Origin of the sequence: Photobacterium sp. GB-50, assembly GCF_003026755.1 — a bacterium.
In the GTDB taxonomy this organism is placed as follows: Bacteria; Pseudomonadota; Gammaproteobacteria; order Enterobacterales; family Vibrionaceae; genus Photobacterium.
In genome coordinates this window covers 42,903-59,200 of the sequence record NZ_PYNX01000020.1, presented here as the reverse complement: position 1 = coordinate 59,200, position 16,298 = coordinate 42,903, and the positions used below count along the sequence as shown (strand labels likewise).

15 protein-coding genes and 3 pseudogenes are annotated in these 16,298 nt (G+C 42.4%); 14 read left to right on the top strand and 4 right to left on the bottom strand.

Annotated features, from left to right (window positions below; genetic code table 11):
* From recF to dnaA, 3 genes are read right to left on the bottom strand one after another with little or no spacing between them, the layout of a single operon-like run.
* Entirely contained in the window at positions 1 to 1,083 is a 1,083-nt protein-coding gene (gene recF, locus C9J41_RS18315) for a DNA replication/repair protein RecF (protein ID WP_005372252.1), read from the bottom strand.
* 2 nt (positions 1,084 to 1,085) lie between these two features.
* Positions 1,086 to 2,186, bottom strand: a complete 1,101-nt coding sequence (dnaN, locus tag C9J41_RS18310) for a DNA polymerase III subunit beta (protein ID WP_107261420.1) — start codon at positions 2,184 to 2,186, stop codon at positions 1,086 to 1,088.
* A gap of 1 nt (position 2,187) precedes the next feature.
* Complete coding sequence (gene dnaA / locus C9J41_RS18305; RefSeq protein ID WP_107208098.1) at positions 2,188 to 3,594, bottom strand: chromosomal replication initiator protein DnaA; 1,407 nt, start codon at positions 3,592 to 3,594, stop codon at positions 2,188 to 2,190.
* A 465-nt stretch (positions 3,595 to 4,059) separates the two neighbouring features.
* Here dnaA and C9J41_RS18300 point away from each other — a divergent pair.
* From C9J41_RS18300 to mnmE, 9 genes and pseudogenes are all read left to right on the top strand, one after another.
* A pseudogene (locus C9J41_RS18300) lies at positions 4,060 to 4,293 on the top strand (transporter substrate-binding domain-containing protein); the annotation flags it as partial.
* A 51-nt stretch (positions 4,294 to 4,344) separates the two neighbouring features.
* Positions 4,345 to 4,524 (top strand): annotated as a pseudogene (locus tag C9J41_RS22080) (amino acid ABC transporter permease); the annotation flags it as partial.
* Between the two features lie 53 nt (positions 4,525 to 4,577).
* Positions 4,578 to 4,805 carry a hypothetical protein gene (locus tag C9J41_RS18290; RefSeq protein WP_233220420.1) on the top strand — a complete coding sequence of 76 codons (228 nt, stop codon included), beginning with the start codon at positions 4,578 to 4,580 and terminating at the stop codon, positions 4,803 to 4,805.
* A gap of 204 nt (positions 4,806 to 5,009) precedes the next feature.
* Positions 5,010 to 5,147 (top strand): 50S ribosomal protein L34, encoded by a 138-nt coding sequence (gene rpmH / locus C9J41_RS18285; RefSeq protein WP_005372258.1) that lies wholly within the window; start codon positions 5,010 to 5,012, stop codon positions 5,145 to 5,147.
* A 15-nt stretch (positions 5,148 to 5,162) separates the two neighbouring features.
* The gene (gene rnpA, locus C9J41_RS18280) at positions 5,163 to 5,519 is read left to right on the top strand and encodes a ribonuclease P protein component (RefSeq protein ID WP_005372259.1); all 357 of its coding nucleotides are present in this window, start codon (positions 5,163 to 5,165) and stop codon (positions 5,517 to 5,519) included.
* Positions 5,486 to 5,743, top strand: coding sequence for a membrane protein insertion efficiency factor YidD (yidD, locus tag C9J41_RS18275; RefSeq protein ID WP_083784444.1), 258 nt, complete (start codon positions 5,486 to 5,488; stop codon positions 5,741 to 5,743). Before rnpA ends, yidD begins: the two co-directional genes overlap by 34 nt.
* A 2-nt stretch (positions 5,744 to 5,745) precedes the next feature.
* Complete coding sequence (gene yidC / locus C9J41_RS18270) at positions 5,746 to 7,380, top strand: membrane protein insertase YidC (protein ID WP_107247616.1); 1,635 nt, start codon at positions 5,746 to 5,748, stop codon at positions 7,378 to 7,380.
* Between the two features lie 151 nt (positions 7,381 to 7,531).
* A pseudogene (gene yidC, locus C9J41_RS18265) lies at positions 7,532 to 8,194 on the top strand (membrane protein insertase YidC); the annotation flags it as partial.
* 113 nt (positions 8,195 to 8,307) lie between these two features.
* On the top strand, positions 8,308 to 9,675 hold the full coding sequence (mnmE, locus tag C9J41_RS18260) for a tRNA uridine-5-carboxymethylaminomethyl(34) synthesis GTPase MnmE (protein ID WP_107208095.1): 1,368 nt from the start codon (positions 8,308 to 8,310) through the stop codon (positions 9,673 to 9,675).
* Positions 9,676 to 9,738: 63 nt separating this feature from the next.
* Here the strand turns inward: mnmE and C9J41_RS18255 are convergent, their stop codons facing one another.
* Positions 9,739 to 10,290: a cobalamin adenosyltransferase gene (locus tag C9J41_RS18255; RefSeq protein WP_107208094.1), complete on the bottom strand. Its 552-nt coding sequence runs from the start codon at positions 10,288 to 10,290 to the stop codon at positions 9,739 to 9,741.
* 135 nt (positions 10,291 to 10,425) lie between these two features.
* Here C9J41_RS18255 and C9J41_RS18250 point away from each other — a divergent pair, with 135 nt between their 5' ends.
* From C9J41_RS18250 to mnmG, 5 genes are all read left to right on the top strand, one after another.
* Positions 10,426 to 11,373, top strand: coding sequence for an ABC transporter substrate-binding protein (locus C9J41_RS18250; RefSeq protein ID WP_233220334.1), 948 nt, complete (start codon positions 10,426 to 10,428; stop codon positions 11,371 to 11,373).
* Complete coding sequence (locus C9J41_RS18245; RefSeq protein ID WP_107208092.1) at positions 11,366 to 12,400, top strand: iron ABC transporter permease; 1,035 nt, start codon at positions 11,366 to 11,368, stop codon at positions 12,398 to 12,400. The genes C9J41_RS18250 and C9J41_RS18245 overlap by 8 nt, the downstream gene beginning before the upstream one ends.
* Positions 12,397 to 13,158 (top strand): ABC transporter ATP-binding protein, encoded by a 762-nt coding sequence (locus C9J41_RS18240; RefSeq protein WP_107292769.1) that lies wholly within the window; start codon positions 12,397 to 12,399, stop codon positions 13,156 to 13,158. Before C9J41_RS18245 ends, C9J41_RS18240 begins: the two co-directional genes overlap by 4 nt.
* 374 nt (positions 13,159 to 13,532) lie before the next feature.
* Positions 13,533 to 13,979: an FMN-binding protein MioC gene (gene mioC / locus C9J41_RS18235; RefSeq protein WP_107292768.1), complete on the top strand. Its 447-nt coding sequence runs from the start codon at positions 13,533 to 13,535 to the stop codon at positions 13,977 to 13,979.
* 426 nt (positions 13,980 to 14,405) lie between these two features.
* The gene (mnmG, locus tag C9J41_RS18230; RefSeq protein WP_107208089.1) at positions 14,406 to 16,295 is read left to right on the top strand and encodes a tRNA uridine-5-carboxymethylaminomethyl(34) synthesis enzyme MnmG; all 1,890 of its coding nucleotides are present in this window, start codon (positions 14,406 to 14,408) and stop codon (positions 16,293 to 16,295) included.
* The last annotated feature ends 3 nt before the right edge of the window (positions 16,296 to 16,298 follow it).

Here is a 16,298-nt window from a genome sequence, read left to right as displayed (position 1 = left end):
TTATCCTGCGGTTATTTTACCGTGTTCCACATGGAACAACTTGCCATTTTCATCAAGCATATCGGCAACTTGATCGTCACTAATAGCACTGATAAAGACTTGGGCGTTCGTTTCCTTTAATCGTTGCGCTAGCAACGCTCGCCTGTGGCTATCCAATTCGGAAGCAAAATCATCAATAAGGTAAATACATTGTTTGCCAGTCGCTTCTGTAAGATGTAAACCTTGCGCTAAGCGCAAAGCACACACCATCAATTTCAGTTGTCCACGAGACAACACGTCCTCAACAGGCGTACCGGCAACCTTTATCCGTAAATCAGCTTTATGTGGCCCACTTACGGTATAGCCGAGTTGGCAATCACGTTCAAAATTGCGCTGCAACAACTCTGCATAAGGTGTTTCTTTTTCCCAGCCTCGGTAAAAGCCGAGTTGAATATCAAATTCAGGGAGAAAAACCTGAAATATCTCTGCGGCTTTTTCTTTTACCGCAGAAATGTAATCTTTACGCCATACGCTTATTTCTTCTGCCAATAAGGCAAGCTCTTGATCCCAGTAACTGAGCTCTCGATAACTGCGTGCAGTTTTTAATAAGGCATTACGTTGTTTAGTTAATCGTTTTAAGCGCGCCCATGCATGATAGAACTTAGGTTCAACATGAAAAACACCCCAATCGATAAACGCTCGGCGGTATTTAGGACCGCCGATTAATAAATCAAATCCTTCAGGGGTTATCAACTGTAATGGCAAAATCTGAGCAAGTTGTGCCAATTTTTGATTGGACTCCCCTGCTATTTTTACGTCAGTTGTCCCATCACGTTTTTTGTTGATCCCTATCGGCAGCATTAACTGAGTTTGGTTATCAACCACTCGACCATGAATAAACAGCTCGGCCTGTTCATGGCGGATCACTCTGCTCGTTAAGTGGCTACGGAACGAACGCCCATGACCTAAGTAATGGATAGCTTCCAATACACTGGTTTTGCCACTACCGTTAGCACCCACTAAAAAGTTAAAACCAGCAGCTAATGCTAAATCGCACGATGCAATATTACGAAAGTCGTGCACCATCAAACGAGTAAGTGCCATACCTATAGTCTGATAGGCATCACCACATACATGGCTTCATCGTTAGTGGCATCTTCAATTAACGACGGCGCATTAGCATCAGATAATGACAAACGAACTTGATCGCATTTAAGGGTGTTTAATACATCCAACACGTAGCTCACGTTAAAACCAATTTCTAAGCTATCGCCTTGGTAATCAACATCAAGAAACTCTTCCGCTTCTTCTTGCTCTGGGTTGTTTGCGGTAATACGCATCTCACCATTAGACAAGTTAACCCGCACACCACGGAATTTTTCGTTTGATAAAATCGCCGCACGAGCAAATGCATTACGCATATCTTCACAGCCAGCTTCAACAAACTTAGTGCTATTTTGTGGCATAACGCGACGATAATCAGGGAAACGTCCATCAACTAATTTAGATGTGAAGACAAAGTTGTTCACTGTCGCGCGAATATTTGAATTACCAATTTGAATGTTGACTAACGATTCGGGGTTATCAAATAGACGAACCAACTCTAATACCCCTTTACGCGGTACGATAATTTGCTTCGTTGGTAATTCATGACCTGTATCAATCGCACACACCGCCATACGGTGGCCGTCAGTTGCGACTGATCGTAAATGCTGACCATCAGTTTCAAACAACATACCATTTAAGTAGTAACGAACATCTTGGTTAGCCATTGAAAACTGCGTGCTATCAATCAACTGACGCATACGGCCTTGTTCAAGCGTAAATTCAACTTCGCTTTGCCAATCTTCAATATTTGGGAAATCAGCAGCAGGCAGTGTGGTTAATGTATAACGGCTACGGCTTGAACGAATAAGTACGCGATCACCTTCGTAACTCACCGAGATAGTGGCATTACTTGGTAAACCACGACAAATATCGAGGAACTTACGAGAAGGTACAGTAACCGTACCGGATTCATAATCCCCTTCAAGGGCAACCTTGGCGATAAGTTCAACTTCAAGATCGGTACCCGTCATCGACAAGCAACCATCTTCTACTTTCAACAAGATATTACCTAAAATAGGCAATGATGGACGACCACCAAGTGCCGCAGCAACTTGTTGTAAAGGCTTTAATAAATATTCGCGTTCGACGGTAAATTTCATATCAAGACGACAATGTTCTAATTAGGTTTGAATAATCTTCTTTAATATCGTGGCTCTCTTCACGCAGTTGCTCGATCTTACGGCAAGCATGAAGCACGGTAGTATGATCGCGACCACCAAAAGCATCACCGATCTCAGGAAGACTGTGGTTGGTCAATTCTTTTGCCAGTGCCATTGCCATCTGACGAGGACGTGCAACACTGCGAGAACGACGCTTAGACAACATATCTGCCATCTTTATTTTATAGTATTCAGCAACAGTCTTCTGAATATTATCTATCGTGACCAGCTTTTCTTGCAGTGCTAGTAAGTCACGCAATGCTTCACGAACAAAATCAATCGTGATCGCACGACCAGTGAAGTTTGCATTGGCAATAACACGGTTCAATGCCCCTTCTAATTCGCGGACATTTGAACGAAGACGCTTAGCAATAAAGAACGCCACTTCATCAGCCAGACGAATATTATGATCTTCCGCCTTCTTCATTAAAATAGCAACGCGTGTTTCAAGCTCTGGCGGCTCAATTGCCACCGTTAAACCCCAACCAAAACGTGATTTTAATCGATCCTCAACCCCGTTAATTTCACGCGGGTAACGATCTGAAGTCAAAATGATTTGCTGATTACCTTCTAATAACGCATTAAAGGTATGGAAGAACTCTTCTTGAGAACGCTCTTTATTAGCAAAGAATTGAATATCATCAATCAATAATGCATCAACGCTACGGTAATAACGTTTAAACTCTTCAATCGCATTATTTTGTAAGGCTTTGACCATATCCTGCACAAAACGTTCTGAATGCATGTAAACCACTTTGGCGTTCGGTTTACGGTTAGCAATCGCATTACCGACCGCATGCAATAGGTGCGTTTTACCTAACCCGGTACCGCCATATAAAAACAATGGATTATACGCCGCTCCCGGATTATCAGATACCTGACGACACGCCGCTAAACCTAACTGGTTAGATTTACCTTCAACAAAATTATTAAAATTATGTTTTGGGTTGACGTTAGAACGGTATCCACCTGGCGATTCATTTTGCACCGGAGAAGGCGCAGACGCTGGCTCATGGTGGACGGCTGGTTGAGGTTCTACTTCAGGTTTTGATTTTGGCAAAGTAAAAACAGGAGGCGCAACTGGCTGCGGCGGTGCTGCAACAGGTTTGCTCCCAACTTCAAAATGCAGGCTCGGTGCATCTGCACCACAAAACTCATTAAGTAGCCGATTGATGTTATTAAGATATTTATCGCGAACCCAATCTAATACAAATCGATTAGGAGCAAATAATGTCAAAGTATGATCATTTAATTCAGCCTGAAGCGGACGTAGCCACATACTGAATTCTGTCGCAGGGAGTTCTTCTTGAAGGCGTTGAAGGCACTGCAACCATAGCGAAGATGACAAGGTAGACTCCACACTGAATAAACAAAACATAAAAGGAAGATAATTTTATACTCGCTGAACAAGGATCACCAGTAAAGAGATCGCAGAACCAGTGAATAAGATCGAACTTATGCACATAGATCGCACAACAAGATGTAAGATCAGCACAAATTAACCCACCATTACCCACAGCTATATTAACACAGCTAGCACAAAGATAAGTCTTTCATTCCCCGTTTAATGCTATTTTTACTTAAGAATGACCATTTTATCATCGCCAATTATCATCCACAGGGAAAAGTTTTCATTGTGGGTAACCTTTTCTATCAATTTCCTCGCTCAGACATACAAAAAAGACATGATGACACACGGTAATATGCTAGCAATTAAACAAATAGTTATTTCAGATAGCTGTTAATTATTATTTAGTGCCAAGGCAGAATTGATTACGCACATAAAACACGACGAATAAAAGGTAAATATCGAATGAAAAATGGGATTACACCGACCATGGTTGCCATAACGCTGGTTGCATGTTCTACCACCAGCGTTATGGCAGAAACTATGGTAAAAGTCGGTATGTCAGGACGTCATTTCCCTTTTACATTTGTTAGTAACAACAAATTACAGGGATTTGAAGTCGACCTATGGCATGAGATAAGTCAACGTAATGACTATAAGGTTAAATTTGTTATCGCAAGTTTCTCTGGATTGTTTGGACAATGATAAACAGGGCGTATTGATACTATTTCAACCAAAGGGTTTGATAACGGCTTACCTCAGATCATAATCATACCAAGCTTGGTCGGGCTAGATGCATTTAGCGCAGCCGTGATGAGTCTTAGCCTGCATTATGCCGCTTACATGTCTGAAAGTATTCGTGCTGCAATTATAATAGGGGGTGATCGAAACCAACGCTTATCCAGCAGCACTCTTAGGCGGTTAACAACAACGTATAAGCATTGGTCAAGCAATGGCATTAGACGCTGAATGATTGTTACTTGATGAGCCAACATCAGTGTTGGATCCCCCTATGGGTAAATGAGGTATTAAGCTTGATCAAACAATTAGCGCAACAACAGCAAACCATGTTGATCATTACTCATAAATTACAGTTTTCCCGTGAAGTCGCCGATAGCGTGATCTTCATCGCTGACGGCGAATTTGTCGAGCAAGGACCACCACACCAGATCTTCAGTCAACCTAAGGATCTACGGCCACAAGCGTTCTAAACACAAATTGAGATCCAATAAGGATCCTTGAACTTCGGCTAATAAAAAGTATAATGCAGCGCCCGTTGCCAGTTACACGTATATTTATTGACTCTTTGTTAGTCAGTGATTACAATTCCGCCTCTTTGTTAGAGGTGTTTGACTAATTTAAGTCAAAGACTGGTAACACACTTAAAAACTGATCAGTTAATTTAAGGTAACAAAATGTCTAAACGTACTTTCCAACCAACTGTTCTTAAGCGTAAGCGTACTCACGGTTTCCGTGCTCGCATGGCTACTAAGAACGGTCGTGCAACAATCAATGCACGTCGCGCTAAAGGCCGTAAGCGTCTTTCTAAGTAATCATCGACGATTATTTTGAAGAACTACGCTTTTTCTCGGGAGTTACGCTTGTTAACTCCCGAACATTATAAAACTGTCTTCCAGCAAGCTCATCGTGCTGGCTCTCCTCACTTAACTATTCTTGCCCGTTCTAACGAACTAAACTGCCCCCGTCTTGGTCTGGCTGTTCCAAAAAAACAGATTAAAACTGCTGTAGATAGAAATCGCTTTAAACGCATTGTGCGTGAAAGTTTTCGTCTGAAACAACATCAGCTTCCAGCAAAAGACTTCGTAGTGATTGCAAAGAAATCAGCTAACGAGTTGAGCAACGAAGAACTCTTCAAGTTGTTAGATAAGTTATGGCATCGCCTGTCTCGCCCTTCGCGTGGCTAGTCGTTGGACTAGTCCGCTTTTACCAAATGGCAATCAGTCCTCTCCTTGGGCCACGATGTCGTTTCACTCCGACCTGCTCTCAATATGCGATCGAAGCTGTAAAAACGCATGGAGCGCTAAAAGGTTGTTGGTTAGCGGCGAAACGTCTATTAAAATGTCATCCTTTAAATGACGGTGGTTACGACCCCGTTCCGCCTACTAAGCATAACGACAGAGAACATTAACTATGGGTTCCCAACGTAATATTCTGTTAATTGCCCTACTTTTTGTCTCATTCTTATTATTTCAACAATGGAATGCTGACAAAACCCCTAAGCCTCAAAGCCAAGGTGTAGCGCAACAATCGACACAAAGCAGTGATATCCCGTCACATTCTGCTGAAGGTCAGCCTCTAACTGATCAAACTAGCTCACAAAACTTAATTACCATAAAAACGAATGTACTGGAATTAACAGTCGATACGCTTGGTGGTGATGTAGTTGATGCTAAGCTGCTAAAATACAACAACACACTCGATTCAAAAGACCCGTTTGTACTGCTTAATGATACAGATGGTCATGAATACATTGCACAATCAGGTTTAATCGGCCCGAATGGTGCTGATTCTCAACAAGGTGGCCGTGCGCAATACAGCGTAACAGCAAAAGACTTTGTAATGGGTCCTGATCAAAATGAATTACGTGTACCGATGACATTTACTAAAGATGGCATCAATTACACCAAAACATTTGTTCTTAAGCGTAATGATTACGCTGTTAACGTTGATTACACCGTTGCGAACAACACAGATAAAGCAGCAAGCGTGCAGATGTATGCACAGCTTCGTCATAAGCTAAGTGATTCAGGCGGTAGCCTAACTATGCCTACTTACCTTGGTGGCGCATATTCTGCAAACGATACTAAGTACAAGAAATACAGTTTCGACGACATGAAGGAGAAGAACCTTGATGTTGCTGCGAACGAAGGTTGGGTTGCTATCATGCAACACTACTTTGTTTCTGCTTGGATCCCACGCGATGGCGCAGATCAAACGTCTCAAGTTTACTCTACAACTAGCAACGGTAACGGCTATATTGGTGTACGCATGCCAATCGAAACAATTGCACCTGGTAAGAGTAAAGAAATCAAAGCAACACTTTGGGTCGGTCCTAAGCTACAAAACGAAATGGCTGCAACGGCGAAGAACCTTAACCTAACAGTTGATTACGGTTGGTTATGGTTCATTGCTAGCCCGCTACACAAGCTATTATCATTTATCCATAGCCTTGTGGGTAACTGGGGTATTGCAATCATCATCCTAACGTTTATCGTTCGTGGTGCGATGTATCCACTAACAAAAGCGCAATACACGTCGATGGCTAAAATGCGTATGCTTCAGCCTAAGATCCAAGCAATGCGCGAGCGTCTAGGTGATGACCGTCAACGTCAAAGCCAAGAGATGATGGAACTGTACAAGAAAGAGAAAGTTAACCCACTGGGTGGCTGTCTTCCTATCTTACTACAGATGCCAATCTTCATTGCACTGTACTGGGCATTAATGGAATCGGTTGAATTGCGTCACGCGCCATTCTTCGGTTGGATCCATGACTTGTCAGCACAAGACCCGTACTACGTGCTACCTATCTTAATGGGTATCACTATGTTCTTTATCCAGAAGATGAGTCCGTCAACAGTGACAGACCCTATGCAGCAGAAGATCATGACCTTTATGCCGGTTATGTTTACTTTCTTCTTCCTGTTCTTCCCTTCAGGTCTAGTACTTTACTGGTTAGTGTCAAACATCGTTACACTGATCCAGCAAACGATTATTTTCCGTGCCCTTGAGAAAAAAGGCTTACACAGCAGTAAAAAAGCGAAGTAATCTTCTCTAGCACTAAAAAGGCGACCCTCGGGTCGCCTTTTTTATTTGCATTACTCGGACTTTAGTACGAATATTATTGGTTAAAATTTAATCTTTCTATGGCAGAGCCCGGCACGACATTATGAATCCAGATTTAAATACAGCAGCACTCCCTGATTACGGTTGGTCATCATTTATCGCCACTCCCTTACATGAACTTCTTGCATTCATTCATGGCATCGTGGGTAACTGGGGCGTCGCCATCATTATTCTAACGTTGATTGTCCGTGGCTTAATGTATCCACTAACTAAAGCGCAATACACATCAATGGCTAAGATGCGTATGCTGCAACCGAAAATCCAAGCGATGCGTGAGCGTTTCGGCGACGACCGCCAACGTCAAAGCCAAGAGATGATGGCGCTGTACAAGAAAGAGAAAGTTAACCCATTGGGTGGCTGCTTACCTTTGCTAATACAAATGCCCATTTTTATTGCGCTTTATACCGTATTGAATCTATCTACAGAGCTGCGTAACGCGCCCTTTTTTGGGTGGATCCAAAACTTATCAGCGCAAGACCCATACTATGTACTGCCGATTTTAATGGGTATCACTATGTTCTTTATCCAAAAGAATAACCCCTCTACCGTCACTGATCCCATGCAAAAGAAAATCATGACGTTTATGCCTGTAATATTCACGGTTTTCTTCTTGTACTTCCCTGCTGGACTTGTGCTGTACTGGTTAACCTCCAATATTGTCACCTTGATCCAACAAACCATTATTTTCCGTAAATTAGAACAGCAGGGCTTACATAATCGAAAAAAGACGAAGTAAGAGAATATTTGCACTGAGGTGGCTTTTTAGCCACCTTTTTTATTTGCCTAATTAGGTGTTACACGCAACACTAGTTTACAATTCCCCTGTTTTTATCAAGCAAAGCCAAGGTTATGAATCAACACATCGATACTATCGTCGCTCAAGCGACACCGCCGGGTCGTGGTGGCGTCGGCATCATCCGCGTTTCAGGTCCTAAAGCCAAAGAGGTTGCGCTTGCTGTTGCAGGTCGCGAACTGAAAACGCGTTACGCTGAATACCTTCCTTTTAAAAATGAAGATGGCACCGCACTGGATCAAGGCATCGCCCTCTTTTTTAAAGGCCCTAACTCATTTACTGGCGAAGATGTGTTGGAACTCCAAGGTCATGGTGGCCCTGTACTGATGGATATGATGATCCGTCGTATCTTAAAAATTGACGGGATCCGTGCAGCACGTCCTGGTGAGTTCTCAGAGCGCGCCTTTATGAACGATAAGCTCGATTTAGCGCAAGCAGAAGCGATTGCCGACTTAATTGATGCAAGCTCTGAAGAAGCGGCAAAGAGTGCGTTTAAATCACTGCAAGGGGCATTCTCAACCAAAGTAAATGAACTGGTTGAAGCCTTGATCCATTTACGTATTTTTGTAGAAGCAGCAATTGATTTCCCAGAAGAAGAAATTGATTTTCTTTCTGATGGTAAAGTCGGTGGTGATTTAAATGGCATTATCGAGCGCTTAAATGCAGTACGTAAAGAAGCCAACCAAGGCGCAATTATGCGTGAAGGCATGAAAGTCGTCATTGCGGGTCGCCCTAATGCAGGTAAATCTAGCCTGTTGAATGCTCTATCTGGTAAAGATAGCGCGATTGTGACAGATATTGCAGGTACGACTCGTGACGTATTGCGTGAGCATATCCACATTGATGGCATGCCTCTGCACATTATTGATACTGCAGGTTTGCGTGAAGCCTCTGATGAAGTAGAGCGCATTGGTATTGAACGTGCGTGGGATGAAATTGAGCATGCTGATCGCGTTCTGTTTATGGTTGATAGCACCACGACAGATGCGACCGATCCCAAAGAGATCTGGCCTGATTTCATTGAGCGTCTGCCGGCTGATATGGGTTTAACTGTGATTCGTAACAAAGCAGAGCTTACCGGTGAACAAGCGGGTATCTGTCATGCCAATAATCCAACCTTAATTCGATTATCAGCACGTACAGGCGATGGCGTAGATGCCCTACGTGAACACCTAAAACAATGTATGGGTTTCTCTGGTACCACTGAAGGCGGCTTTATGGCTCGCCGCCGTCACTTAGATGCCCTAGAGCGTGCCGCTGAGCACCTCGATATTGGTAAAGAGCAGCTTGAAGGCTTTATGGCAGGTGAAATTCTTGCTGAAGAGTTACGTCTTGCTCAACAACACTTAAGTGAGATCACCGGTGAATTTACATCGGATGATTTACTCGGTCGTATCTTTACCTCGTTCTGTATTGGTAAGTAAATACTAACCATTGATAACAGAAACAAGAAAACGTCATATATCTTTGATATATGACGTTTTTTATTATTTTTTATCTTCACTTTTCGGCGCTTTAGGATAATTAATACTGATATATTCTGGCTCTTCAATACCCGCTTGTTGGTTTAATACTCGGGTCAATGCAAAATAGTAGTTCACTAACAAGTTAGTAAAGCGCGGTAAGGTCTCTGGTACATTTTTACCCGAAGCGTCCACTAACACTAATTGACGAACCACTTTCTTCGCTAAACTTCGACATTGATGCAACAGCACAACCGAACCAACACCACGAGGCAAAACAAAGCGTTTATTGTTATCCGTTACCTGATCTCGGAAATGGTGGTAATCCGATTTGAGTTTCTCGATATCAGTTTCAAAAATCCCACATTTTCCCCGAATAGAACCATTGAGATGGAACAGATGTGGCTGTAACCATGCTAATGATTGGCGGATCTCCCCCTCTTCAAGTTGAGATAATGCCAGCCCTGTATAGGTGCATAATTCATCGGTTAGAATTTCAAAATCACACAGGGGGGAGTCTTCAAATATAAAGGGATAAGCCAGCTCATCAATATCACCTGAGAACTTTAATGTCATTGGTACCACCTTAAGATAACGAATCCTGCGATATTAACAGAGTGATACACGACTGTAATTGACAGCATAATCAAAATCGCTAACTATGACGCCACCTTTTGTTCGCCCAAGGAAGAGCGACAAGCAGCCTTTATCATGCTTTCGATGACTATTATGCGCCAATTTTTTCATGCTTTTTCACTGTGTACCATATTACTACTCAGCAGCCCAAGTAATGCTGAACAAGCAACAACCTACCCGCTTACAGTAATGGATGCGACTCAGAAAATGGTCTCTCTCAACAACCCACCATTGCGTGTATCATCAAAAAGTATGTTCAGTGATCAGGTATTAATTGAATTACTACCAGCTCATCAAATCACAAGCTTAAGTCGATTAAGTAACGATCCGACTTACTCTTTGATCGCTAATAAATTACCGACAACAATCCCACTATTGGATCTGAATATTGAACGCACTATCGCTAACCAACCTGATTTACTGATTGCAGCCAATTGGAGCGACCAACAAAAAGTGAATATCCTGCGTCAAGCAGGTATCAATGTTTTTGTATTTAATACCGTATATACATTAGCTGATATTGAAAAAAACATTCTCATGTTAGGTAAATTAGTTAATCAAAACCAACGCGCTCAGCAGTTAGTCGAGACGATGGATCGTAAATTAAAACAACACGTCATCATTCCCAAGCACCGACTTACCGCCGTTGAATACACCCCATGGGGCGCATCAAGCAACCGCCAATCAACCATTAATACCATTTTTGAGCAAGCAGGCTTAATCAATGCCATTGCTGCAACCCAAGGGGATAAATACGGTCAAGTACCACTGGCAAAAGAGCAGTTATTACTTATCAATCCTGATGTCATTATTGTTCCTGGAACCTGTGGTAAAGATACCAATGATAGCAGTAACACCTTTCGTCAGGAGTTATTAAACGATCCTTCACTGCAACAATTAAACGCCATAAAACACCACAAAGTGATCTGTTTGCCTCAAGCACTACGTTCAACAGATAGCCAGTATATTGTTGATGCCATTATCTATTTAAACCATCGCGTTTATGGCAAACCTCATGCCTAAATTAGCAACTTCCTATCAGTGGTTACTGACGAGCGTCATCTTTATTATTACTGTTATAGCGTATCTCAGCTTAGGCTCTGTCTCTATCCCAATAACAGATATCACAGGTCTGCTACATACTTATCTCGTCCAAGGTAGCCACGCAGCAGCGGAGCAATATCCACTCGCCAATGCTATCGTGCTCCATATTCGCCTCCCCCGTGCTTGTGCCGCCATATTAGCGGGTGGTGCATTAGCCCTTGCTGGTGCTTGTAGCCAAGGATTATTTAAAAACCCCTTGGCCAGCCCTGATATTTTAGGGATCAGTGCCGGTAGCAGCTTTGCTGCTGTTATCGCCATCGTCACAGGGATCAGTGCCACAGCTATAGGTTGGCTACCTCTTTTCACGACTATTGGTGCACTTACTAGCGCTTTATTGGTGTATATGCTCGCGGCTAAATCTCACCAACAAGGACTATTTATTATCTTGGCAGGTCTCGCAGTATCAAGCTTGCTAGGAGGCTTAACCATGGGCGTATTACTGACTGCACAACAATATGAGATCAGCGAGTTTGTCTTCTGGACAATGGGAGGATTAGACTCTCGCATCTGGCAACAGTTGCTATGGCCCACACCGATCATTGTTATTGCAGCAATCGTGCTGTTACGCCATGGCCAAGTTTTAAACTTGCTGGCTTTAGGTGAACAAAATGCCCATGGTATGGGCGTTAATGTCAGGCGCAGCCGATTCACATTACTGGTATTAACCACCGTACTCACCGCAATGGCTATTGCGGTAGCAGGCCCGATTGGCTTTATCGGCTTAATCGTACCGCATTTGGTTCGCCTTCTTTTAGGACCAGATAATCGACGGTTACTGCCATTTTCAGCTATTTTCGGCGCTTTATTTTTATTACTGTGCGATCTTCTAGCGCGAACCGTGATCGCTCCCAATGAATTGAAAACAGGGATCATTACCGCCGTGATTGGTGGCATTTATTTTATTGCCCTATTGATCCGTAGTCAGTACCAAGGGATAGCCCAATGAATACGATCATTCAAGCCAAACACCTTTCTTTTCAGCAAGGAAACAAGCCGTTATTAACCGATATCAATTTCACAATTGGCGCAGGTGAACTGGTTGGGATTATTGGTCCAAATGGTGCAGGAAAAAGTACATTATTAAAGTGTTTAGCGGGCTATTTGACGCCGTCATCTGGCGAGATATTTCTCAAAGAAAAACGACTTTCCAGTTATCGTCACCAACAACGTGCACAGCACATGAGTTATCTCCCCCAACATACAGAGCCAGCGTTCGCTTTTTTAGTCAAAGATGTAATTGGTTACGGCCGCTACAGCCACAACAACCCAATAAGTGACAAAGAGTTTAATAGAACCATCCATCAATTAAACATTGAAAAACTATTAAATCAACCACTTAATCAACTATCGGGAGGAGAACAACAACGCGTACACTTTGCTCGTCTATTACTTCAAAACGCTGATTGCATGTTACTGGACGAGCCCACAGCCAGCCTAGATATCGGCCATGAATCTGAGTTAATGAATATCCTCGCAGCGCAATGCCAACAAGGCAAAACGGCGCTGGTGGCAATTCACAACCTCAATACTGCACTTGAGTTCTGCGATCAGTTATTACTTTTACAGCAGGGTGAATTAATTGCCTTTGATACCCCAGATAACGTATTAACTCCTTCTCGATTACATCAGTTATACCAAGATAACATCACGATTTGTCGCCACCCAACATCCGATAAACTTTATCTGACGCCACGAAGAAAATAGATCCTTTCTTTCATCATAAAACGATAGGATCGACCTGTTTGTTATGATCATAAGCCTGTGATTAAAATATCAAGATCGTGTGGGTAAGATCATTAGCGATATATTATCCACAACAGTATGATCTCCAATCTAAGATCATCTATCTACTTTATAACTCGACCTTTTCTTATAAAGTACCCACATATTTTCCTCTTAATTAAGACTTAATTTGCTGGTGGATATCAGTTAGCCATAGATAAGTGAATAAAATGGCGATAACCTACAGCAAAGAATATCTAATTGATGATAAAAATCATCGAAATTAACAATCAACACGAGCTAGATCTTTGCTAATTCAAAGGCTCTAGCTTTTTCTATCTATATAAAGGATAACTATGAGCTCACTTAGCCTTATTACCGGTAGTACTTTAGGTGGCGCTGAATATGTCGCCGATCATTTAGCAGAATTGCTCGAAGATAATGGCCACCAAGCTGAAGTCATCAATCAAGCAGAGTTTTCAGAGCTCGATCAAGACACTATCTGGCTAATCATTTGCTCAACTCACGGTGCTGGCGACTATCCTGATAACTTTTTGCCATTTGTAGAGCAACTCACTCAACAACAACCCACACTGAGCGGTGTTAAATTTGCTGTCATTGGGCTTGGTGATAGTAATTACGATACCTTCTGTGCGGCAGGTAAGAAAATAGAAGGATTATTACTTTCTTTAGGTGCAAACCAGCTCGGTGAACGTCTTGATATTGATGTTTCAGAGACACCAGTGCCTGAAGAGCCTGCTGAAGCATGGTTTAATAACTGGAAAAACTTAATTACTGATTAAAAAACCATCAACAGTTACTCAGTTTCCAGCTTATTTCGATCTTTTTTCTGTGGATAACTATAGATCTAAACGGTGATCAACCCATAGTTATCCATTTAATAACTTATATGACTTCCTCCCCCTGTGCATAAGTGGCTTTTTTGATCCCAGCCTATACACGATCAGATCCAAGCTCCTGCACAAGAAATGATCCTTCTTAAATACATGATCATTAGGATCATTTGTCGGTTATCCACACGATCGTACGATCCTAATAGTAGATCTAATAGAAGATCTCTTTAAAAAGATCTTATATATATTTAAAGAGCGTAATTAAACTGATCAAATGATCTTGATGAAATATTCTCTCTTGCACAGAAAAAGGATAGAATGTCCGCCCTTTGCTCGAGTTAACTCACTGGCTATTTAAATACCTGAGGAAGTTCCATGTTTTACCAGGAAAAATTTGATGTCATCGTTGTGGGTGGTGGTCATGCAGGCACAGAAGCCGCATTGGCAGCAGCCCGAATGGGACAAAAAACCTTACTGTTGACCCATAATATCGATACGTTGGGCCAAATGTCGTGCAACCCAGCTATTGGCGGGATCGGGAAAGGACACCTGGTTAAAGAAGTTGATGCCCTTGGTGGATTAATGGCGCAAGCCATTGATAAAGGTGGTATTCAATTTCGTACACTGAACTCATCGAAAGGTCCTGCAGTACGTGCGACTCGTGCTCAAGCAGACCGCGCATTATACAAAGCAGCTGTTCGTAACGTATTAGAAAACCAAGAAAATCTAATGATTTTCCAACAAGCCGTCACTGATTTAATTGTTGAAAATCACCGTGCTGTTGGTGTTGTAACGGAAATGGGCTTAAAGTTTCACGCCAAAGCCGTTGTGTTAACTGTTGGTACTTTCCTTGGTGGTAAGATCCACATTGGTATGGAAAACTACAGTGGCGGACGTACTGGTGATCCTGCATCGAATGCCCTCGCGGATCGTCTACGCGAATTACCATTACGTGTTGATCGCTTAAAAACAGGTACTCCTCCACGTATTGATGCGCGCAGTGTTGATTTCAGTGTGCTTGAAGAGCAGCACGGTGATAACCCGACACCAACATTTTCATTTATGGGTAAGTCGTCGGATCATCCACGTCAAATCCCATGTTTTATTACTTACACCAATGAACGCACACATGAAGTAATCCGCAATAATTTGGATCGTAGCCCAATGTATGCCGGTGTTATTGAAGGAATTGGTCCACGTTACTGTCCTTCGATTGAAGATAAAGTGATGCGTTTTGCAGATAAAAATAGTCACCAGATCTTCATTGAGCCGGAAGGCTTAACGACAAATGAATTATACCCAAACGGGATCTCCACCAGCTTACCGTTTGATGTACAAATGCAAATTGTTCGTTCAATGAAAGGCTTTGAGAACGCAACCATTATGCGTCCAGGTTATGCGATTGAATATGATTTCTTTGACCCTCGCGATCTAAAACAAACCTTCGAAAACAAATATATCGATGGTCTGTTCTTTGCAGGACAAATTAACGGTACGACAGGTTACGAAGAAGCGGCAGCACAAGGCTTAATGGCGGGTATGAACGCCGCGCTTCAAGTTCAAGATAAAGAAGGCTGGAGTCCTCGTCGTGATCAAGCATACATGGGCGTATTGATTGATGATCTATCAACGATTGGTACTAAAGAACCATACCGTATGTTTACTTCTCGTGCCGAATACCGCTTATTGCTTCGTGAAGACAATGCTGATTTACGCTTAACCCCAATGGGTCGTGAGTTTGGTTTAGTTGATGATGCTCGCTGGTCTCGTTTCAATCAAAAAATTGAAAATATGGAACTTGAACGTCAACGTCTGAAAGATATTTGGATCAATCCAAAATCGGATCATGTTGATGAATTAAACAAAATTCTTAAAGCACCAATCGCTCGTGAAGCGAGTGGTGAAGATCTTCTTCGTCGTCCTGAAGTGACTTACGAACAACTGACAAGCATCGAAACATTTGCACCAGCGCTTGACGATATTGAAGCGCGTGAGCAAGTTGAGATCCAGGTGAAATACCAAGGTTATATTGATCGTCAGCGTGATGAAGTTGAAAAATCCCTGCGTCATGAAACTACTAAGCTGCCATTTGATATTGATTACAGCAATGTTAAAGGCCTATCGAATGAAGTAGTGGTAAAACTTAATGATGCAAAACCTGAATCAATTGGTATGGCATCACGTATTTCAGGTATTACCCCTGCTGCGATTTCGCTGTTATTGGTTTATTTGAAAAAACACGGCTTATTAAAAAAAGGCGAATAAGGG